Source organism: Maribacter ulvicola (assembly GCF_900155985.1).
Lineage (GTDB): Bacteria > Bacteroidota > Bacteroidia > Flavobacteriales > Flavobacteriaceae > Maribacter > Maribacter ulvicola.
In genome coordinates this window covers 1-22,882 of the sequence record NZ_FTMA01000007.1, presented here as the reverse complement: position 1 = coordinate 22,882, position 22,882 = coordinate 1, and the positions used below count along the sequence as shown (strand labels likewise).

At 32.9% G+C, this 22,882-nt stretch carries 21 protein-coding genes; 1 reads left to right on the top strand and 20 read right to left on the bottom strand.

The window, feature by feature from the left end; translation table 11 throughout:
- Positions 1-11: 11 nt before the first annotated feature.
- The 11 genes from BW936_RS15360 to BW936_RS15310 form a co-directional block, all read right to left on the bottom strand.
- Positions 12-581 carry a thermonuclease family protein gene (locus BW936_RS15360; RefSeq protein WP_076549791.1) on the bottom strand — a complete coding sequence of 190 codons (570 nt, stop codon included), beginning with the start codon at positions 579-581 and terminating at the stop codon, positions 12-14.
- The gene (locus tag BW936_RS15355) at positions 574-1,089 is read right to left on the bottom strand and encodes a retropepsin-like aspartic protease family protein (RefSeq protein ID WP_076549789.1); all 516 of its coding nucleotides are present in this window, start codon (positions 1,087-1,089) and stop codon (positions 574-576) included. Before BW936_RS15355 ends, BW936_RS15360 begins: the two co-directional genes overlap by 8 nt.
- Positions 1,086-1,730: a hypothetical protein gene (locus BW936_RS15350; protein WP_076549787.1), complete on the bottom strand. Its 645-nt coding sequence runs from the start codon at positions 1,728-1,730 to the stop codon at positions 1,086-1,088. The genes BW936_RS15355 and BW936_RS15350 overlap by 4 nt, the downstream gene beginning before the upstream one ends.
- Complete coding sequence (locus BW936_RS15345) at positions 1,730-3,067, bottom strand: hypothetical protein (RefSeq protein WP_076549785.1); 1,338 nt, start codon at positions 3,065-3,067, stop codon at positions 1,730-1,732. The genes BW936_RS15350 and BW936_RS15345 overlap by 1 nt, the downstream gene beginning before the upstream one ends.
- A gap of 43 nt (positions 3,068-3,110) precedes the next feature.
- Complete coding sequence (locus tag BW936_RS15340) at positions 3,111-3,428, bottom strand: hypothetical protein (protein WP_076549783.1); 318 nt, start codon at positions 3,426-3,428, stop codon at positions 3,111-3,113.
- Positions 3,428-4,639, bottom strand: coding sequence for a hypothetical protein (locus BW936_RS15335; protein ID WP_076549780.1), 1,212 nt, complete (start codon positions 4,637-4,639; stop codon positions 3,428-3,430). The genes BW936_RS15340 and BW936_RS15335 overlap by 1 nt, the downstream gene beginning before the upstream one ends.
- Before the next feature lie 5 nt (positions 4,640-4,644).
- Positions 4,645-6,405 carry a hypothetical protein gene (locus BW936_RS15330; protein WP_076549777.1) on the bottom strand — a complete coding sequence of 587 codons (1,761 nt, stop codon included), beginning with the start codon at positions 6,403-6,405 and terminating at the stop codon, positions 4,645-4,647.
- A 94-nt stretch (positions 6,406-6,499) separates the two neighbouring features.
- Complete coding sequence (locus BW936_RS15325) at positions 6,500-8,065, bottom strand: hypothetical protein (RefSeq protein ID WP_076549774.1); 1,566 nt, start codon at positions 8,063-8,065, stop codon at positions 6,500-6,502.
- 4 nt (positions 8,066-8,069) lie between these two features.
- Positions 8,070-9,464, bottom strand: coding sequence for a hypothetical protein (locus BW936_RS15320; RefSeq protein ID WP_076549772.1), 1,395 nt, complete (start codon positions 9,462-9,464; stop codon positions 8,070-8,072).
- A 10-nt stretch (positions 9,465-9,474) separates the two neighbouring features.
- Positions 9,475-9,879: a hypothetical protein gene (locus tag BW936_RS15315; RefSeq protein WP_076549770.1), complete on the bottom strand. Its 405-nt coding sequence runs from the start codon at positions 9,877-9,879 to the stop codon at positions 9,475-9,477.
- Positions 9,879-11,384 carry a hypothetical protein gene (locus tag BW936_RS15310; RefSeq protein ID WP_143744184.1) on the bottom strand — a complete coding sequence of 502 codons (1,506 nt, stop codon included), beginning with the start codon at positions 11,382-11,384 and terminating at the stop codon, positions 9,879-9,881. The genes BW936_RS15315 and BW936_RS15310 overlap by 1 nt, the downstream gene beginning before the upstream one ends.
- Positions 11,385-11,638: 254 nt before the next feature.
- Here BW936_RS15310 and BW936_RS15305 point away from each other — a divergent pair, with 254 nt between their 5' ends.
- Positions 11,639-11,935, top strand: coding sequence for a DUF6804 family protein (locus BW936_RS15305; protein WP_076549766.1), 297 nt, complete (start codon positions 11,639-11,641; stop codon positions 11,933-11,935).
- Between the two features lie 594 nt (positions 11,936-12,529).
- Here the strand turns inward: BW936_RS15305 and BW936_RS15300 are convergent.
- The 9 genes from BW936_RS15300 to BW936_RS15255 form a co-directional block, all read right to left on the bottom strand.
- On the bottom strand, positions 12,530-12,721 hold the full coding sequence (locus BW936_RS15300; RefSeq protein WP_076549764.1) for a hypothetical protein: 192 nt from the start codon (positions 12,719-12,721) through the stop codon (positions 12,530-12,532).
- The gene (rnhA, locus tag BW936_RS15295) at positions 12,721-13,419 is read right to left on the bottom strand and encodes a ribonuclease HI (RefSeq protein WP_208611133.1); all 699 of its coding nucleotides are present in this window, start codon (positions 13,417-13,419) and stop codon (positions 12,721-12,723) included. The genes BW936_RS15300 and rnhA overlap by 1 nt, the downstream gene beginning before the upstream one ends.
- Before the next feature lie 84 nt (positions 13,420-13,503).
- Complete coding sequence (locus BW936_RS15290) at positions 13,504-13,980, bottom strand: hypothetical protein (RefSeq protein WP_076549761.1); 477 nt, start codon at positions 13,978-13,980, stop codon at positions 13,504-13,506.
- Positions 13,977-14,231 (bottom strand): restriction endonuclease subunit S domain-containing protein, encoded by a 255-nt coding sequence (locus tag BW936_RS15285; protein ID WP_076549759.1) that lies wholly within the window; start codon positions 14,229-14,231, stop codon positions 13,977-13,979. Before BW936_RS15285 ends, BW936_RS15290 begins: the two co-directional genes overlap by 4 nt.
- 376 nt (positions 14,232-14,607) lie before the next feature.
- On the bottom strand, positions 14,608-15,072 hold the full coding sequence (locus BW936_RS15280; protein WP_076549758.1) for a hypothetical protein: 465 nt from the start codon (positions 15,070-15,072) through the stop codon (positions 14,608-14,610).
- Positions 15,073-15,663: 591 nt separating this feature from the next.
- Positions 15,664-16,527, bottom strand: coding sequence for a PorP/SprF family type IX secretion system membrane protein (locus BW936_RS15270; RefSeq protein ID WP_262494010.1), 864 nt, complete (start codon positions 16,525-16,527; stop codon positions 15,664-15,666).
- Positions 16,528-16,574: 47 nt separating this feature from the next.
- Positions 16,575-19,361, bottom strand: coding sequence for a T9SS type B sorting domain-containing protein (locus BW936_RS15265; protein WP_084182107.1), 2,787 nt, complete (start codon positions 19,359-19,361; stop codon positions 16,575-16,577).
- Between the two features lie 544 nt (positions 19,362-19,905).
- Positions 19,906-21,057, bottom strand: a complete 1,152-nt coding sequence (locus BW936_RS15260; protein ID WP_076549752.1) for a helix-turn-helix domain-containing protein — start codon at positions 21,055-21,057, stop codon at positions 19,906-19,908.
- 129 nt (positions 21,058-21,186) lie between these two features.
- The gene (locus BW936_RS15255) at positions 21,187-22,227 is read right to left on the bottom strand and encodes a sterol desaturase family protein (protein ID WP_076549750.1); all 1,041 of its coding nucleotides are present in this window, start codon (positions 22,225-22,227) and stop codon (positions 21,187-21,189) included.
- Positions 22,228-22,882 lie beyond the last annotated feature (655 nt).

The window sequence follows — 22,882 nt, the reverse complement described above, 5'->3', positions numbered from 1 at the left end:
ACCTATTTGTATTATTTTCTGTAGTTCCATGGGGCAATTGGGTTATTGTCTTGCCATAGACCAACTCTTAAGCTTCTCGCCTCCTTTTCCAATACATCATAACTGTGGTCATCAGAATGTTTTTTATAGTGCCAAGCCATACCTAATCTAACCATTTCTTTATTTACATTAAGACCTTGATTATTATAAATAACAGCAATTAGTCTTCCAAACCCATCATATTTACCTTCTGTATGAATTTTTACCATTTGACCAAAGCATAAATCTGAAAGAGCAATTTTCGCTCTGTTACCATATGGTTGCTTCCCTCGTTTCTCAGGGGTATCTATGTGAGCTAAACGTAATTTAATGGGTAATTCATCATATAAAATTTCAGCAGTATCTCCGTCGATTATTTTAATAATCTTAGCATCTAAAATTTTGTTCTTAGTAACCTTGCTCTTTCTCGCCTCGCCAGATTCCCTTGTAGATTCTACCGGTATTTCAACAACGGCTTCCTTCTTAAAAGTAGTCTGAGGTCTATTTCTTTTACAGCTTAGACTCAAGAACAATACTAAAATGTAATATATATTTCTATTCAAAACGAATTATGCTTTTATCATAGTCAATTGTTACTTTCCCAAATCTAGATAATGCAGATTGCCCTAATAACAATGGTGCTTGTAAATTATGTACAACAGAGGCTTTTACATTGGTCATGGTGTAACTACCAATTTTTACAGATTTCAAATTAATTTCTGTTCCTTCCGAAATATTTCCTGTAGCATCTTGAAAATATACACTACCTAAAATATCTTCTTCATTTATAGCTCCTTGCTTGTAGAGATACAATGCTTCAGTTTCTGAAATAGAAATTGTACTTGCTCCTGTATCAAATATAAATTTCATTGAAATACCATTCACTTCTGTTGGTATTTTATAAACCCCATTTTCATAAATCATTTTAATTTCTGAACCAGTAATTTTTCGTGCTCTAGTATTAGAAACATTTTCTTGCTGTGTGCTATAACTAGGTTTGGGGCTATTACCTCTATTGGGTCGCTTACACGACGAAAAAACAATCAAAATTATCAGTATAAATAACCTCATAATCTACTACTTACTTTAGGTATTATTTGAATGGAAAACCGTTTGTTTTTTTCTTCATCTTCTTCTCTACACAGTCCATTGAATCCACTACCTGCAATCAAAACCTCAACGTTAGATTTTCTAAAATCTATTTCATTTTCAGTCCATAAATTATATACTGCCAATGCCCTATCATAGCTTCTCGTATAACCAAATTTTGTATCAGGCGAAAATTTCATGTCATATGAATTTCCCATGTTACCTTCAATTATTACGAGATAAGAAAAATCTGGATTGTTCTCTTGTAGCGTATTTAAAAAATATTCGATTTTTTCTCCCACCTCTAAGGTTACCTCCCTATACTCAGGTAAAATTTCAGTTTTATTAGGTTCAAAAATTTCTATCCCCATTAAGCTTGAAGCAACGTATTTTTTACATTCTTCCAAGTAGTAAAAATCTTCATCTCCTTGCAGTGCTTTAAATTGCTCTTTTAATTGTACTATTTTTTCTAATTCCTCTACTTCCGCTATTATTTTATTCTGCTCAACACGTAAATAAACTACTGTCAACACAAACAAAACAAGCATGATAAAAAACAGACTTGTCATTAAATCTGCAAAACTCACCCAGAAGAAATCACTACTTTTTTTCTTTGCTGCCATTAGTAAGTCAATAATTTATAAATGGCTACTAAGCACGTTATAATACCGATACTTAGAAATGTAATTGTGCCAATATTGATAATTTTAGGTCTTTCAACAATTATGGATTGGGTTTTTATGACCTCTAATAAATCTTTTATCGTATCATCATGGAATGATACGCTCTTTTTAAGACCGGACAACTCAGAAGATACTCCTTGCAAATTGTCTACATCACTCTTAACATCTTTTACATTAGACATTATTGCTTTAATATTCCCGCTCTCATCATCAAAAACCTTTTCAGTTTTTGATTTTAGATTTTCGAATAGTTTGTTGAAATCAGAAGATATTTCTACATCTTTTTTATTAAATTCATCTTTTCTATTCTGGAAAGAAAGTGACAATTCGTCAATCATTTTACCTGTATTTCTATCATAGTCAATCATTCTATTATTGATAGCTTGCTCTCTTTCATCAAAATTCTCAAAATGAGAAGCTAGGTATTTTGAATTATCAGAAATATGAGAAGCATGAGCATCAAACTTTTTAACCATTTCAGAAATATCACCAACTTTATCTAATTGACTATTAATCGAAAGATTTAATTGTTCGGTATTTTTAAGTAAACTATTGGTCTTTAGCAAGTACTCTGATAGGTCTTTTAGGTTTCTAAAAGAAGATTTTAATTGCTGCATCACATCAATATTATATTTGGCAATATTAGCAACATCGATTCTTTTTAATTCTTCAACTACATCTAACTGACTATCGAATGTATCTTTTACTGCTGTTATTATACCACTAAATTGAGTCATATTAGAGGTAAAATCAGAGTTGAATTTTAATAAGTTGGTCTGTAAAGTATGTAAACTTGATGCTGTGTTTTTTGAAAGTATTGGCAGTAGTTCTGTTTGAATAAATGTAAACAAATCATTTTTTTGATTCTCAACAGATTTCCTCACTCTTAAAAAAACAACATTACTAATAACAGTCAAAAACAAACCGACTACACTAGCAATCATTGCTATTTTAACGCCGTCTAACAAAGAATCTATACCAGAAATAGGGTCAGCGCTCTCAACGCCACCAGGAACAGGTGCAGCAATTGTAGGCATAAAATATAAGCCACCGATAATACCCAACATGGTACCCATTAATCCTAAATAAAGAGGCGTAGGTATACTACTGGTAATTTGATCATCGGTCTTGTCAATATTTCTATCAACTATATCCTTCACCAACATAAAGTCGCTAATTGCACCTTTATTTCTTAGTAAATAATTATTTATAGATTTTAAAATCTCATATTGAGATCTATTTTTTCTACCCTTAAAATCAATAAGCGATATATTCATTTTAGTTTTATGTTTATGATATACTTATAACAAGTAATATTAATTATAGAATTTCGTCTTCCTGTCCCCCTAAACTCTGCTCAGAATTTGGATCGTAATATTCTTTTTCTTCATCAGTGACATATTCAACATTTTCAGGCACTGGTTGCATATAAGACTCTGGAATATTGTCTGTCAATATCTCCCTTACAGTAATACTATTCATATATTTTTCAGGAACAAATGCGTCCTTTATTTTGTAATTTTGTATGTTACCTATAGATTGTTTATAAGCGAATATTCTTGTCATATTTATAATAAATACAATGACCTGAATTATTATAATGACGGCAATAATGATATTTAATATTTGTTCGTCCATTACTGAAATTTTATTGTTGCTTTATTCTCTTCTTTTACAAGCCATTCGTCATTGATTAAAACAGCAAGACCCCTTTTAGTGGTTGTTATTTCTCTACTAAATTCTTTGTTTGAATTCTCTTGATTACATACCCTATACAAATATTCATCTGGGGCATTGGTAACTTCTCTGGTAATGAATTGATCAACAAGCTCTATTTCAAAATCTGCAGAAAGACCATCTTCCTTTACGTATAACTTATAAATAGTTTGCCCATATAAAGGAGAGGAAGAAACTGGAATAAATTTACCATCTGTTGTTGGCTTTCCTGCATAAAGCACTTTAGGTTCTTTAATAACTGGTTCTGCAACTAATTCTATTGCTGGCGACTTTGTCTCCTCTTTAATAATCTTTCTTTCTTCTGGCTTCTTTAAAGCTTTCTCTTGCTTAATTTGTTTCAAGTCATTCTTTAAATTGGCATTTTCGTTTCTTAGGCTATTATTATCTATTTTCAAGTTTTTAATATCAGATTCTCTTTCTTTATAGTCATTCTCTTTACGAATTTTTAAATCACTATATTTTTTATTTTGTTTTTTCCACTTTATAAAAAATACTATTGTAGATATAAAAAAAAGTAACGCAGGTATTATCAAATATTTAAATAGCGAACTGTTCTTCTTTCTTTGAAAGTTAGACTCTCTTACAACTACCGGTTGGCTAACTTCTTGTTTAATTTCTTTTTTGACAAGGTCTATTGATTTCGAAATTGGTATATAAAAACTTTTTAAATCAGCGTAATCTTTAGATTCGCCTATTTTTAATGTTTTATAAGATTTTATATTTTCAATTTCAGCAAACAATGAATCTATTATTCTTGGTTCATATCTTTTTAAGGAGTCTATTGGTTGACTAATATTTTTTAATGTTACCCCCCAATTATCTTTAAGTTGTTTTGTGATTTCTACAAAAGATTTAGGGTTTTCTTGCTCATTATTTTCTAATGATTCCAAGAACACCTGATAATCTTCTTTTTCGCCAGAACTTATAGATTCATTATTCTCTACCTGATTAGTAATTGCTATTGCCGTTATTTCTGCATTCAGATAATTGACTAAATTATTCCACTCTTTTTGAGAAAAACGAGAATCATCATTTTCTTCAATACTATTTTGGGAGTATATCGTATTAGTAACAATACTGCCTATTAAAATAAGTTTATATATAATTTTCATAAATATTATTCTCTATTTACCAATTCAAATGCTAATGACCCTAAACTACCGACCAATGGATAAAAGAATAGCGTTTCGCCAATCTCCTCATCACTTTGTCCTTGTAGTTCTTGTATTTTTGTCTGAATACCCATTTTTAAATTATCCTCAGCTTTTTCATATAAGAATGATTTTGAAAACTCCATAGCATCTTTTTCAATGCCAAAAGTATCCCTGAACGGTATTTTGGAATTCATACTAAAAAAGAAGTCCAAAAAGTTTTTATATGTTTCTAAAGCTTTTGTTTCTAATTTCTCAACCTTGTCATAGGTATGTCCTTTTTCTCTTTCAAATAACACATCTTCAGAAATCAGAACCTCTTTAATGTCCCTTAATTCTATTTCTGTATCAGCTTCAAAATATAAACTACCCTTACTTGCAAGTTCTTTAGGGTTTTCTGGTAATTCTAACTTTATTGCATAGGTTTCATTAGAATCAAACACTTCATTTAAAACAAGACTAATTATCTTTTGTAAATTTTTCTTATTACTAGAAGAATCCACCACCGATAATAATTTTGAAGCTGTACCAGAAAATATAAAGGTGTGCGGTATTGCAATATCTTTAGACTTCAGCAACTGAGCTACATGGTAGATTTGCGAGGTATAAAATAATAAGAAGATTATTTTTAATTCTGTATCTCCTTTCAGCTGATCAAGAAAATTTATGGTAATATTCTTGTCTAGCAACTGCCTGTTATTTTCTAAACTAAAAAAAGCATTTACTATGTCGTTAGAATTGTTTCTCGCTTTAATTTCGTCTAATATATTTTTTAAACCTGCTTGTTTGTTGGATTCTAATATGGACTGAATTTTAGTAAAATATTTATTGACGAATCCGTTAATATTGATATTTCTCTTATAATTATCTCCAAAAATGGCATCGCCCGCAAACCTGTATGATGAAAATAATATTGGTGAATTATTTTGATATATTGCTACATCAGATGTTCCTCCACCGATATCTATAGAGACTACTGGTTTAAATGATGGAACACCTAGTGCCCCTGTATAGTAGTAAAAAGGAGTTAAACTCTCACAAACCTTTTGAATACTTACTTCTTTTCCAAAATATTTATGAATAGTATTTTCCCACTTCTCTTCAAGTAATGACAATTGAAAACCAGACATACTTGCCGGATATGACCATATTATCTTTGTCTTATCTACATTGCCATTATTTACCAATACAGTATTCCGTATCATTTTTATTAGTTGCTCAAAAAAGCCCTCTATTATGGCTGCGCTGTTATGCTCGGTATTCCATTTTAAATTCGTTTTAACTTCCGTATTTAATGCAAAGGAATAGCGCTCATATTTGAATGGAATATTTATGTTACCCATTGAAAAAACAGTTCTATTAAAATCAGTTTTTCCATGATAACTTATCGCAGTACGTTGTGGCAGTTCAAACTCTTTGTTTGCCGCAATTTCTTCTGGCAACACATCATCTTTACTTAGTTTTAGATATGCTTCATCATAATCTGAATCTTTAATTAACCTACCGCAATGGTAAGGCTCATTCTTTACAATTTCGAATGGTTTAGGTATACCATCATTAACCTTGTATTCTATATGTGTATTAGTAGTACCAAAATCGATGGCAAAAGAAAACTGCGACGTACCGTTACTAACTTTATTATTAAATTTAGGAATCAATAAACCATTAGCAAAACCATGTTTTAACCTTATATAGCTAAAATTTTCTTTAACTAAGTTCGCAAACATATTAACATTCTCTTCCTTCTTAAATCTCCTTTGTACCGGCTCTACGTTTCGTATTAAATCATTTTTAGAACTGTAATATTCATAATCAAAAACATTACCTTCTAACCGGCTCTACGTTTCGTATTAAATCATTTTTAGAACTGTAATATTCATAATCAAAAACATTACCTTCTAAAAGAGGAATTCTATCAGCATCATAATAGGCTATATTATATGCTGGTTGAATAGATTCTGGAAATTCGTAAAAAGGAGTAATTGCTATATTGATTCTATTTTCAATTACAGCGCCTTTATTATCCAATTCACTAAATTCTGGTTTGTGCGACTGATTGACAGGATTGTAATAAATTCTTTTAAAAGTGATATGATTCCCGTTTTTTACCGGCACCCTAAGTATAGCCTCTACACTACCTGCTGGTAACGATTTTAATTCAAAAACTCGTTCGCTATTGATAACACTAGATAAAAAGTCCGTTGAGAAATATTTAAAGAACAAAGGCTTCAAGGGAAGAAGAAAACTCTTATCTCCATTGAAATTAGCCTTATCAAAATAAAAACCATCTATAGGGTATTCAGTTCTTATGATAACAGGCTCTAATAAATCACTAATTGTTAAGTAAGGAAACTTATTTCCATCAAAGGGTAAAATACGTTCACTGATAGGAGTAGCGTCATAATGTGGTGTCTTATCTGTATTTTTCCAAAAATCGGTAACATACATTAACTGACCAGAAAAATTATCGTTAGGTAGCACCAAAGGCAATAATTCTTGATCAACATTATTAATCGGTTCAATTACAAAATTGCTCTCCTTTATTTTATCCCTTTTATCCTTTCCTTTCTTTAGAGGCGTGTTTAAAATTTCAACAACTTCGCCACCGCCATCTATATTTAAATCTGATAATGAATTATAAAAACTAACTGTTTCATTCTTTATTGAAGTTCTTAACTCTGGCGTTAATAACGGAAATATCATAGATAAATACTCATCAACTTCGTTAAATTTAGAGCTGAAATTCGGTATACTTTCTTTTAGAGCATATAGATATTTAATATACTCCGGATCCCTCTTTTGCAATGGTAAATACTCATCATCTAAAAAGATATCAGATCCATCACCAAAATCTAAGTTGTAGGTATTGGCTGATGTAAAAAATAAAGAAGCTGGTGACGTACCGCCTATAATATTAATAGGGTTTTGACCGTCTTTATAGTTAATAAGATAGAGTTTACTATCATAGCTAAAATTATAGTTGTCAGCATCTTGCACGTAATATAATCTTAAGCTTTCACCTAGTAATTTATGACTAGGGTTACCATTGTTTAACAATGCTTCAAGGTCGTTTCTTGGATTCCAACTTATTATTTCAATTTTATCTTTGAACTTTTCATAATTGAAGAAAATCTGTCCAATATCTAAGGCATCAGATACCATTTTATGATGAATACTATCTCCTTCTGGACCCATTTTAGATACAACATTAAAAGCCGTTCTTACCAAATCAATTCTTGCAAACGGACTAGGTATAGATGTTATTTCCCTTGAAGAGTGCTCACCATTAGGATCCACTATAGCTGCAATAGCCTTATCATTTAACGGATTGGAATCTTGCCAATCATATAAATCATTACCGTCATGAAATCTAAATACTTTTGCCATGTTGCTATTTTTCTTTAACTAAATTTTCAGTTGCCAAGTAGAAATTTTCAACAAACCGATTTTCAATATTCACAGACTTATTAATTTGCTTAGAGGTTTTATTCAGCTTTTCAGTAAAGCGTTCATAGTTACTTGTTCCTTGCAGAAATCCGCCATTTTTTAATTGAATCCCCTTTATACTATCCAAAACATTTTCATTGCTTTCTTCTAGTGTAAATGGATTAAAACCTCTCTCGTTTTTTGACATCTGTACTAGCCACTGCCAATAAGCATCATTAAAACCTCTTAAAGTGGAGTAAAAGTCTTCTGCTAAGAAATTAGAATTTATACCAATGTTAGCCGCAAAATTCATATCCAACTTGCCTCTTAACTTAGTTTTAGTGTATAAATGAAAAAGATAATATTGCGTTAGCGGCTTATAAATTGTAAACTTTGTCTTATCGTTTAAATGATTGAATGTTATGCTATTGACATCATTCTCAATTCCAAATTCTTTTACTTGATTCTCATCACTCTCAGAAGTATTTGCAAAATTTAAAATTGCCAATGCAGAAGCTAATTCTATAAAATGCGCATCGTTTTTTTGAGCTGTACTACCTTCATTATTTTCATAATCCTTATTAACATCATCACCTATGTAATACATTGCATTTACACTGTCGTTAACACCATGTTGATAGTACCTAAGTGCAGCTTTTGTTTTAGATACGAATGTAGATTTCTCAATATCACTACCCTCATCTTTCTTAACACCAAAATATGGTAGTACGGATATGGCTCCAATTTGCGCATTTTGCAACAATGAAAAATTATCTAATGACGAATCTGCAGAGCGTATATTTTTAAGTAGTAGTGGGAAACCAGAAGCTCCCGTACCCCCAAAAATAGAAGAGATAATGAATATTTTATCACCCTGGGCAAAGCTACTTGCGAAAGCCTTAAAATCATCTGATTGATTAAACTGATTTAACACTACGCTACCCATATTAGGGTTACCCTTAAACCCGACCTCCATATCTGCATTCAAGTTCTTCTCACTAAAAAGAAGCGAAATCAAAGCCTTGTTTTTACTATCTAAAGTACCATAGTCTATAAACTCTTTAAATCGTTTATTAGAATTTTGAACCTTAATACTGAAATTTGGGCTTAAGCTTTCGATTGGGGTTTTAAAGAATTCATTTTTCGATGAAGTATCAAAACTTAATTCTTTTCTTATTTTTTGATAATGCCTTAAGATATTGGTAGTCTTACTTAGATCACCATTGGCAGAATCTGGATCAATTATTATTGGAACTATTGAATCACTTTTACAGGCAACACCAGATGCCAATAAAAAACTAAGGGATTTAAGTACTCTCGCACCAGTACCTCCTATTCCGAAAACGTATAATTTGGACATATTTTTTTATTTAAAAAGGTACATGAGATGAATTAGTGCTTTTCCATTTTATCAATAGAGAAAACAAAAACATTATGATACAAGCGTATACCATATTGGTAGCTGAAAAAATGAGATTTTCTACTGTATAATCTTTAGGTAGTTGACCTACTTCGTAAAAACTATTCTCTACGGTTACATAAGCAATAACAAAAGCTATAATCCCTATAGTCAACAACCATAATGACCATACCCAAAGCTTACTGGTTTTAGGTCTATCAAATACATAATAGTACAAAAAAGTGCATACCAACACCATAGGTAGCGTATATAAAGCAACAACTGTGTAAAAGTTATTTTCAAACATAAGGTCTGAAAAGGGACCTAGATAATTGAAATTTCCAAGTTCGTAAAGGACAGCAATTTGTTCTGACATTATTTTCTGGTTTTTTGTTTTAAAATCATAATTACAATTAATGAGATAAGTAATAAGACAAAGAGAATTCCAAATGCCGTACCTAAAAAGGAACTTGATTTAGGTTTTTCTATCGTAATGTCTATATCGAAATAGCTTACTTTTTTAGTGGCTTGTAAATAAGCTTCTGAGATACCGTTTATTAGGTATTCAAGACCAAAAGTTTTGTTTTGCTTATTTGTATTAATAGTTAAATCGATATCATCTAATAGACTAGACTCATTAACCCATTTTGGAATATTATTTTTAAGTCGAAAACTTAGATTTCCACTATTGGGGTTGGTCGATTGAAATATAAAAGCATGTGTAGCATTAAATGCCATATGGTTTAAATCTGTTTTAGAAATGGGCTGCTTCTCTCCATTAATAAACACTATATTTTCATCCTCTATTTGTCCAATTTCAAATAGTGTATAATCATCATTCTCCAGTTCATAATTTTCAATATTGGTGATGTAATTATTGGTTACAGCAAGTGATGATAAATCGACAGCAATTGCCATTTGAAAAGTAACATCACCTCTGCCACTATCTTCCACTTCAATTTTTCTTACCTGACCATTAACTTCACTACCTCTAACTGGCTTAATTCTCCCAACATTATACGTAGAGCTAAGCACAGTATAATCTTCAACTTTAAAATCTTCTGCAGTAAGCAAATATTCATTCGAATAGCCTTTGTAATTGGGAAATTTTAGTCCAATTTGATTAGTCATTTGATTAGTGAATTGCTTAATAGTACTCTGCTCACCAATAACTGCTAAATAATAGGGCCTTTGCCCTTTAAATTTTTTTCCTTCATCATTAAAATCATAATACTTTCCATCAAAATCGCTCACAAACTGATAAACATTGGTGGTAAGTTTCTGTCCTTTTTTATCAGCTGTTAAAAAAACATCTTTAGTTAATGCTTTTGCCTCTCCCAAGCGATTTACAGTAGAACCTTCTCCACTTTCATTTACGGAGTAAATAAAGTCAGATAACAAAATAGAGATACTATTATCTTCTATCTCGTTTGTAATTTGTCTAAAAATATCATTCAAGTCACTAGTAGCACGCTCTCTCTTTGTTCCTGCTTTTTGAATTGAAGAAATATCTAATTTATTAGCAAAACCAACAACATCAGTCTTTATGGGATTGGCATAAATTTTAGATGCAACAAAATAAAGTTCTATGTTGTCTTCATCATACTTGTGTTTCAAATCAACCAGTAAATTCTGAAGCATATTTTTCAATTGTGTTCCTCCATTTACATAGCCGAACATACTCCCTGAATTTTCTATGTACAACTTAACCTTTAAGGCTTTTTGCTCTGCAATGGTAGATTCAGGTGTTTCTAAATTAGCTATTGTATCTATCGCCACGGTCTGCTCTGCCTTAGTCACTCTGCGATCTGATCTTTCACAAGAACAGAAGACCACTAATAGAATAGTTATAACACTACATTGTAATAAAGTCTTTCTCATTAAGAAGTTTCCTTTAGTAATTGAGTGCTAAATGTAAAACGACCTAATAGTTTATGTTTACGGGATTCCGTAAAGGGGGCATATTTTTTATTTTAATCGATGAATTACTACCACAGATATTGGCTAAATCTTCAATTGTGCTTTATAAAAAAGCAAAATAAATAGGTGCATTACGGGAATCCGCAATAGTTATTGAAATATAATATTGACTTTAGTATTTCTATAAATCAAAAACACTAACTCAAAAAATAAGAATGAAGGTTATAATTCTCATCAAATCAATCCTAGCAATCCTCTTCTTCCTATGCCTATTAGACATGCCTTATGGCTACTACGAATTTGTACGCTTTCTAGCATTCGCAGGTTTTGGTTATTTAGCGTACAAGGCTAATCAAGTAGAGAAGAGCGAGCAGGTATTTATTTATATAGCGCTTGCCCTACTCTTTCAGCCCTTTTATAAAATTGCTTTGGGTAGGGAATTATGGAATATAGTTGATGTGGTGGTTGGTGTGGGTTTGCTGATTTCAATATTTATTAAATACAGAAAATAAATTAAAGATGAATAGACTGGCTGGCTTTTAACCATTTAATATCAAGTGCTATTGTAGCCTTCCTCTTTTTAGGACACCTCTAAATTCGATAAATAATTGTTGTTTATGTCAGATTTGATCAAGAATTTGTTCCGTCTCTGGAAACTCGTGTTGAACCCATGGTGGTAATACAGCGTCTTTATCGCCTAATTTTAACAATGTAAACACATATGATAAATCAATTGGGTTGTTTTGTATATAATTTTCTAAATCGATATTAGAACAAATAGTCTCTCCTAATATTTTTTTTTACACTGGTTACCTCTGCATTGTCGCTATTAAAACCAACCAAGTCAAAAAAAGAATTAAACGTAGGTAGATTTTTTAAAAGCGAATAATAAACGCTCTTCTCCGAACTACTTAAAGCATTAAATCTGTTACATTCTTTTATCAAATAATCCTCGGTTAACTTACAGTCCGAAAGTGGATTGTTTACTTCTGAAGGATTTACAATCCTGTAGCCTTTGGTGAGTTTGTGATTAGGACGTTTTACAAAAAGTAACGGTGACCATAGTAGGGTATCTACATATTTCTTATTCTCAAAAATTGAATTTCCTAAGTTTTTTTAAGTTCAGGGATATCGTGCTTTATGATATTATGACCACAAATGTATTTTGCCTCTTTTATCCATTGCTCAAGTTTACCAGTATTCCTTTCATGTAATTCTTTACCATTGAATACTGCACCGTAATCAACGCTTTTACTTTTAGGATTGGTTTCTATATCTAAAAAGAGAATATTCTGCATTAAAACAATTTGTTATCTGTAACTTCTCTTTTTGCAACTTCTACCATATACATGGTTTTACAATTTGGGCAAAAGAGATAATACTCATAATAATAATTTTGCCCTGGTTTTATCTTTCTTTTCTTTGGGGTCTTTTTTATAACGGCTGTATTACATTTTCTGCATAAATCACCCACTTTTTCTATTTTCTGTTCTTGGTACCAATCTATATGCTTCAAGTATTCCAAATAGCCTTCATCTTCAATTTTGTTCTCAGCGTTAATACCTTTAGTGGCTAAAGCATCACAACGTTCATTCTCTATATGACCTGCATGCCCTTTCACCCAATTAAATGTTACTTCATGTTCATCTATAACATCTAACAAGCGCTCCCACAAATCTTTATTGAGTACTAGATTGCCTTTCTTCCTGATCCAATTGTTTCGTTCCCAATTTTCTGCCCAACCTTTTTCTATGCCATCTACCACATATTTAGAATCTGAATACACGGTTACTTTTGATTTTGTCTTTATTTTTTCTAGACCAACAATTACTGCCATAAGCTCCATGCGGTTATTGGTAGTAATCTCATACCCTTCAAAGAATTCCTTCTGCCTTCCTTTATATCTGAGGATTACCCCATATCCACCTTTACCGGGGTTGGGGTCTGCTCCGCCATCTGTAAAGAGTTCTATTTCTGGGATTTCTTTGTTTTCCATTTTTAAGCTAATCATAAAAATTCGCGTTAAAAGATGGTTATTATTTTAAGTTATATATTCTTTTAGCTTAATACATTTGCGAAATTAAATCTCTAATTTAATTTTATGTGTTTCTAAATATTGTTTAGCATCATTAAATTCATAATTACCGTATTGTCCATTAAGCGGCGGTAATTCTCCAAATTGGTTCACATAATCTTCTAAAAGGTAGCTCTCTGTATACAATATGCTTTCATAAGTTGGTAAAACAACTATCTTAATTGTCATGTTAGAAACATCAAGGAATCTTTGAATTCTAAATACTTTCTTACTTAAAGATTGATGTCCTCCTATTTTAACTTTATAATTGTTGTTACAATTCTTAAGCACTGATTTTTGTAGTGAAGCTACACGATTATATAAATTATCTGCTTTACCTATGTATAAAATACCTTTTGAATCTATACCGCCTAATCTAGAAATAGGAGTATTTTGATAAAGGACATAGCACGCCCATGGGTTAGATATTTCTTTAACCGATTGCAATAAGGAATCATTAATATTTAAATGAAATATTTTCATATCTCAACTACTTTGCGTACCCCCTCAAAAACCTCCCTCAAAACACTCTGCATTAGGATCTCACTATTTACTTGGCTTTTTTGTACTTCTTGCTCTAAAGCATCAAACAAACCCATTAAAGCATTTACTTTTTCTGCAATGGCGTTTTGTTCTTCTATTGTGGAAAGGAACAAACGGACTTTTCTACATTTTCTGTCTCTAATATGACAATTGGAACATATATCTCTTTCGGAAAGGTCTTTTTTATTCATTTAAAATTCATCCTTCAGTTCACAAAACAATAATACTTACTATTAAAACAGAACTAATTTATACTACTTAAATAATAACTAATTTGTTGAATACGAGGGAAATTTCAACAAAAGACTATGAGGTTAAATATACGATTACTTCACCTTGTATTCAATGTCAAAATCATATGATTTATAAACCATTAGTAATTAGAAAAATAACAAAAATAGTTAGTCACATTTCCTTTAATCAATTACCACTTATAATTATTAATGAAAACATATATGATTAATTAAATCATCATTACTATAACCATTCTGCAAATTATAACTTTAATAGAATTAGCGTTACGGGATTCCGTAGGGTGAACGAATAATATAATAAGTTTAGGTAATCCTAAACAATCCTCAATCTCTCCATCTCCCCTTTATCCAAAAACGCATTGCATACCCTGATCTCAAAAAGAATCTCATTTCTAATATCGAATAAGATCCCAAAATCTCTGCCGTACACTACCCTATTCATAGGCTCTGGAGCTAGCGAATGAATGTACTCAAATTCATACACAACCATACCCTTACCATGTTCACAGGCAATGCATTTACTGTCTGAAGTAGTTACTTCACCGTATATCTTGGAGCCCATATGTTCCTTTTTCCAACCATTAAGACAATAGTCTAGCGCTTCTATGAAATCTATAGAATCTTGAAAATTTTCAATATGATATTTCTCCAAAAGTTCTTTTACTGGATTAATATCAATTTTCTTTAGCGCTATATCAATATCAATTATGAATTGTCTTGTTAATTCTGGGGTAAAACTTTCGCAGATATTTTTTGGCTTTTTCTTATTTGTATTCATATTATTTTTTATCCGTGGTTATAATTACAATACCCTGGGCTCATTTTATTTTACCATTAGGTAGATGAAGTTCTACACAATTATAGAAATAACAAGGGGAATAGTATTACGGATTTCCGTACTCCATTACTATTATTTGCGGTGAATTATTAGTTTCGTTTTACCCTATCCTAATTTGTACGCTTTAGCTTTAGAGACATTTATTTTAAAATCAGCCACTTAAGAGCTTCCTTGTTTAAAAACGGTAATTAAATCAAGCTTCATGTTTCTGGCGTTATATCCTAATATCATCTAATGATATTCCGCTTTCAATAGTCATAACTACACATGTTATTTTTTAAAATGGTAGATCCAAATTCTACTCTTTTGTTGCAAGCAACTAACCCGTATACTATTGATTATCAAAAAAGTACCGTTTCTTTATTTGAAGTAATTCATTTTCAAAGCTTAAAACTTATGGACCATGCTTGCCTTTGGACTATAAAACCTCTTAGCATAAAAAAACCTGAGGAGCTAGCTCCTCAGGTTTAACATCTTACTTTTTAAAAATGGTCCTCCTATAGAGAGACTCTTTTTTCGATCACTATATACCTATAGTTGTATTTTCATAAAAAGCTCGTGTGTACCGGATTCCATACCGGAAATAGCACTTTGAGTAGCAGCTTCATAGGCATAGCCAAGACGAAACCCGCTACTGATATTGAGAAGAAAAAGACCACTGACGCTCTCGTTAAAGCGGTAACTTGTACCAAGCTCAAAACGTTGTCCAAAATCTAAAATGGCGGTCAGTTCCGTAGACAAGGGTGCCGCGTTCACATAGCGAAGCATTCCCATTGTTTTCAAATCTATTTTTCCGCCCAATATAAAAGTGTAGCCTCCGCTTAAATAGGTATGCAGACGATCCGTTCCCAGGTATGCGTTACCATCTTCTTCCTGCAGCCTGTCTGGTGTAAATAGTTTTGGGGCTGACAAAGATACAAAGTACCTGTAATGTTTTAGGTAGAGACCTGCTCCCACATTGGGCGTAAACCTTCCCTTAAAATCCATCAGGGCGCCATCTTGTCCCACGCCGTAAGTCACCAGTCCCTGGGTATTGGCATCATAGGAGTTGGCACTTCCCTTGATTCCAAAATATAGGCGATGGTCCTCACTTAACTGAATGTTGTAGGACACATCTATGCCCACCCATGTTTGTTGTTCTATAAAGGTCTTATCATTTAGTATGGATGCGCCCACCCCTATGTTCTTTCCAAGCGGCATATCGAATATGGCACTCTGGCTCTGTGGTGCCCCTTCCACCCCAGCCCACTGGCTTCGCATTCCCAATGAAAGTTCCGCAACATCTGAACTTCCTGCAAAGGCAGGGTTATAAATGTTCATGTTATAGCGGTAAAACGTATAGTTAGGGTCTTGTTGTCCATACATGGCCGTAGCAAACAGTAAAGCTGTGGCCATTAATTTAATTTTATGGTATATGTTCATTTTATGGTTATTTGTTGGTGTTAATTATTGATAAAGATCCATCCTTGAAGCGGCGCACTGCCATTGCCAAGGTCTATGACGTACATATAGGACCCTACCGGAAGTTGTTCTTTATTGCTGTTATAGAATCCGCCCCAGTTATTGCTATAGCCCTTGGTCTCGAAAACTACGTGTCCCCATCTGTTGTAAACTTTGACTATGTTCCCTGGATAGTTCTCAATACCCGGAACAACCCATGTATCGTTATTTCCGTCCCCGTTGGGTGTAAAGGCCTGTGCCGGAACCAAGGTCTTTTCTTCAACGGTGGCCTCATCATCCGTAGGGTAACTGTCCGCCTCCAAAGGATCGGTGCCTTCCTCTAGCTCGTCCTGATCGGTATAGCCGTCGTCGTCGTCGTCGGTATCTGCATTGTCCCCTGTTCCGTCACCGTCAGTATCGGTATCTTCTTCTTCATCTAAAGGAAAGGCATCTTCCGTGTCCGCAATACCATCGTTGTCATCGTCGGTATCCTCTTCGTCAGGTATACCGTCACCATCGGTATCCACACCTTTCTGGCTCGCTGCACAGCCTTCAGCATCTACAGCTTCGTCCTCGGGTGAATCCGGACATTGGTCGTCCGCATCGTTTACTCCGTCAAAATCGGAATCTTTTTGACTATCGGAACAGCCATTGGTATCTACCGTTTCACCGGTAGGTGTATTGGGGCAATCGTCCTCAGCATCGTTTACACCATCATTATCCGCATCTTTTTGACTATCGGAACAACCATTGGTATCTACCGCTTCTCCGGTAGGTGTATTGGCACAAGCATCTACATTATCTGGAACACCATCATTATCCGTGTCTATGGTTATCGTAGGTACATTTACTGCAAGTGACCTATTCCCAAAATCATCTTCAGCAATTATCACGAAATTGTTTGGTTCAGTTAGTGATAAGGTAACTTGTAAAGACCATGTTAAGCTGGTGTTCTCTCCAACCGTAGTACTGGTCAAAAACGTATTGGTATCTGCAACACCATCATTATCATCATCTGCATATAATAAGATAGTTATTGAATCTTCATTATGGGTTCCATTAATGTCATAGGTTGTTGTGCTTACCAATACATCATTAGCCGGACTAAGCACGATCGGTAAGACCGGTGCTGTTGTATCTATCTGTAAGGTCTGAATAGTTTGGGTAGAGGTATTATCCGAGGCATCGGTGGCCGTTAAACGTATTTCTAATTCACCTTCAACGATGGTTGGTATTATGGCATTGTCATCTGCATTTGCCGTATCTACTTTCCAAATTCCCTCAGCATCTACCAGAACAGTATATTGAAGGTTATTGGTACCATCACTAAAACTCAGTACAACCCTACTATTGGCCTCGGCCGTACCCGTAAATATAGGTTCAAGTGTGTTTTGTAGGGCATTAGAGGTTACAACTGGTGCTGTTGGTGCTATATTATCCTCTACCGTGATGCTAAAACCACTTAAAGACACAGATGCACTTTCAATATCGCTTACACTAATTACAATTCCTGAATAATCTCCAAGATCTACAAATTCTGGAGTGCCGTACAATTTACCTGTTGCAGTATCGAAACTGGCCCAACTTGGCTTATTTACAATACTATAGGTAAGTTCATCTAAGGCATCTACATCATTGCCTGTTGGCGTAAAGCCATATACTTCTCCAACGTTTATTACATGGGCTGGCGTACCTGTAATTGTAGGCGCATCATTTACATTGGTGACCGTAATGGTAAAACACTGATCAACCGTTGTAATACCATCAGTAGCAGATAAGCACACGTTATGGTCACCTACATCATCGTTGGTTGGGGTACCACTTAATACAGCACCTGTTTCTAATTTAACCACCTTGTTTAGACTTTCAATACCCCAGATTAAGGTACCATTGGCTGAAATAGACATCCCCCAAACAATACCTGTAGTAGAGATATCAGTAGTAGTTGAGAGATCGGCAGCTATTTTTTTTACACCACTTGTATAACTACTAATATATATATTATCATCGGCATCTAATTTTACGTCGCTCGCAGGGTAGGGAAAGCTCATAATATCTTTAGTAAGCACCCCATTTTCAAATTTTGACAAATTACGGCCGTCAAAGTTAGCTATATAAAGTACTCCGTTAGAATCGAAGCCCAATCCAAAAGGTCCATCTAATCCCGTTACAAAATCTGACACATTGGTGTTAGCCATATCAATTTTGCTTATTTTGCTTTCATTATATTGTGCTACATACATATAGCCGTCTTTTTTCACTATGGACAAAGGACCGTTTATGACCGCAACAAAATCTACCTCTCCCGCTCCTGGGTTATTTAAATCTAACTTTGTAATCTTATTTAAATCAAAATAAGAGATATATAGATCAGTACCATCTACCAACATTCCAAATTTACGATTTGGGGTTACTGTTGCAAAAACAGTGGTTGTTCCATTTGGTGTAATTTTATAAATAGAGCTACCATTTTGTTCTGCCACATAAACGTTGCCTTGGTCATCAATAGCAACACCTCCTGGACGATCTATTGGATCTCCAAAATCGGTCGTTGTTAAACTTCCTGAGCCAAAATTTAACCAAGAAGGTAGTGCAGTTCCATTTTTTACAGATAAGCTTACTTCATCATTATCAGAATCGACAGCCCTAAATGAATAGTTATAAGCCGAATCTTCTGTGGCATCTGCAATTGGCGTAGAAATAATAACAGGAGCATTCTGGGCTTGCAAAATGCCAAAACTGCTGCAACAGATGAGAAATAATAGCGTTTTTTTTAAGTGTTTTTTCATAAAAAAATTAATTGGTTGTATTTATATTTTAATGATGACCACATTCTAGTTATTGTAATAATTTACCTACTTAAATTGTGATAGGCTTACAACGGATGAATTCTTAAGTTCATATATCTTCGTTAGCCTAAAATAGTGCCTAAATTAAATTTGGACACATACATTGCCGTTGAAAAAATGACAGAAGCGCACCAAGAAACCCTACAACTAACTGTACATCAATAATTAAAACTTAACACATTACAGAAGGCGTGAAAAAAATTCATCATTTAATACTGCCTAAAATTTTATTGATTTTTATGTGTCCAAATCGAATTTGGACACATAAAAATGTATTTCAACGTAAAATAGCTACGTTAAAACCGCTTCTTAGCAATGAAGTTTCATTACTATTTATGAATTCTAAATAATTTTGGAGAAAGGTGGAGAGAGACAATAAATTGAAAATATAGTCAATAGTTCAACGTAAAGGTCAGAGCATTTATATCTAGATTATCTAGAAAGTAAACATAAGCTAAGCACCCTACGCTGTATATCTACCGCCCTACACTTCTGAAGCAAATTGAGTGATATTCTTGTGGGTAATTTTTTTAAATATTTTACTAAATGAACTTCTATTTGCAAAACCACATTGTGCTGCTAGTGCTTCTATGGTACTTTTATCAAGAAACCCAGATGCTATAAGATTTTTTGCATGTTCTATACGAACTGTATTTCTAAAAATAGCAAAACTTACACCACGGTGCTGGTTAAGAAAATGTGATAAATGATGTGGGGGTATTTCTAAAGCCTTCGCACAATTGTTCAGGTTAAAATCATTTTGATAAAACAAGCCTTTTACGCTCAATATTTCTAATCCGTTAGAAATTTTAATCACATCTAGCCCAAATTTTAATTCTACCTCGTTACTGTCTAAAGGACCGCTTAGTTTTGTTTCTTGTTTATCCTTTCTAGGGTAACCAAGTAATATGGAAGGGAAATATATAGGCATAATTCCAATGGCAAAAATAATCACATAGAAAACAAAATTTACCGTTCTTAAAACGGATCCCGTGGACCGTAAAAAACTGACTTCAACTAATTTTTCAAGTGCAAACATGGTAGACAATATAGACATTAGCATAAAAAGAGAATATAACGTAACAACCCATATCAACAATTTCTTGTCCTTTTCTTTCATTAAACTACGCACAAAATCAACCAGAATTGGCAATAGGCTGATCAATGCTAGAATTTGCCACAAAAAGCGCATAGCATAATGCTGGTTTATATTTAAAATACCGTACGTAACTTTAAGTCGCTCTGACGGTTTTAAATAGGCATTTGAAACAATTGTATCATAAAACTCTTGCGTTTTAGCGTAGACATTTATAACATCTACAACGCCAATGATAAAAGGAATAAAAACAAGTAAATACAACCAATGCCATACAAATTTATCTTTTATTAAGATTAAGAAATAAAAAAATATGGGTACAGTTATTAAATTATATAGAGGAAGCGGCCAAACATAAAACCAAGTATATTTTAAAAGTAAACCAGACTCAATAATATAGGTTTGCAGGGTATAAATAGAAAATATGATGTAAAATAATCCTAAGAAAAAAGCTGGTAGTTTATTTACAGATTTACGGGTAAATAATGAAATTGCCAATACCAACCCAAATACAGAAACTACTAAGAAAAAATTTTGCAAACTATAATGATATGTACTTCATTTTTAAAGCGACAAAATTACTAGAATTTAACAGTTTATAAAATGTTAAGTCCTGAAAAAATGATAATAATTTCGTGGTTTCCATAAAGATTTCACAAATTAAAAACCTTATACCTCACTTTTCAGATTTTTGGTAAGTTTCCATTTATTTTGAGTAATATAAGTGGGGTTATCCTTAAAATATGCTGCACGTGTAACCTTAGATGTTTTATGGTCTCCAATATGGCTCCAACCGGGTGGCATAAAAATGTATAGCATTTTGTTTTTAATACCCGGTGCTTTTATAACATCTCTAAACAAGGCCACAAACTCCCCAAAATATACATCCATAAAATTGCCAGAATCCATTTCTCTTGTAATGCCATATTCTATTTTCACCTCTTTTTCCTCTTCTTGATAGGTGCCAAAAACATGATCCCAAATATTAAGAAGATTACAAAAATTGGTATCCATATATAAAGGGTTTCTTGCATGATGCACTCTATGATGAGAAGGGGTCAACATAATCTTATTTAAGGGACCAAACCGCGCATCTTTAATAACATTTTCCCCTATATGAATAAAAGCACCATAGGTACCATCAATAAACATGATCAAAAACAATAATTCTGGTTGCACGCCCAAAAGAATGCATACAGTTGTTCTAATAGTATCTGCATATGGCGCTTCTAAGAAAAAATGTGCATGTGTTACCGACAAATTCATATTTTCCGGTGCGTGATGTGTGGAATGTAAACACCAAAAAAGGCGGACTTTATGTCCCCAATAATGATATAGAAAATGTGCAAATTCCCATATGATATAGGCATAAACGAACCAATACCATGTCATCTCTGTCTGAAAAGGAGCATATTTTTGAAATAGACCAATACAAATAGTAATCATGGCTATCGCAATAAACCTCCCTATAAACCTATTGAATATATAAATTAGAAAATTTATTTTATACACCTTAGTATCTGGCTTCTTATAAATCAAGCCTAGAATAAGTTCTAAAATTAATAACAAAGGAATTATTGGGTAGATTAGCGATACCACCCCATCATATGTTTTAAATGTACTATAATTACCAGACTGTAAAATTTCCCAGGCTTGTGATATTCCCAAAAATCCTACTACCTCATTATACAATGTATCTAAAACTTCCATTTATCCATATTTCTAGGTTATACTATTCTCCTATATTTTACTAAAGCAACTCTCTAAACACACTACCCTACGTACTACTGATTGCAAAACGATGCTATTCCCATTCCAATGCCTTAAATTTTTTAAATAAAAACATTCAATTCAATGGGTATAAAAATTGAAAATATAATAGTTTCATAACCATTTAGCTTTTTCAATGTACCCATTTAAGTTTATTGCATATGTGTTAATTTAGCTAAACACCTGAAAATATACCCTGAACAACATTTTGTGTTTTATTAAAAAAATAAGCCAAAATTATAATGAATCATCTTGTTATATCATAAAATTTAAAAGAATAGCTAGCCATTTTACTTCAAGGAAAATCAATTTCCATCTCTTTTTGAGTTAATTTACCTACGACAGCTATAATCTTTTTAGAATAAAAATATTTTATTGGAAAGAATTCTTAAACTGCTTTTATCATCTGCCAATTTTGTTTTTCTAATCATGGGTTTTAAGGAATGATGGTTTAACTTACCTTTAGAGACTCCTTATAAAACATTGTTTATCTAAAAGATTGACCTCCTCCCATATTATGTACCGGTCAAAAGTAGAGAATCCGGGCTATTTTGATTCTTTTCGATATATTCGTTGGGGGACATGTCCCCCAACG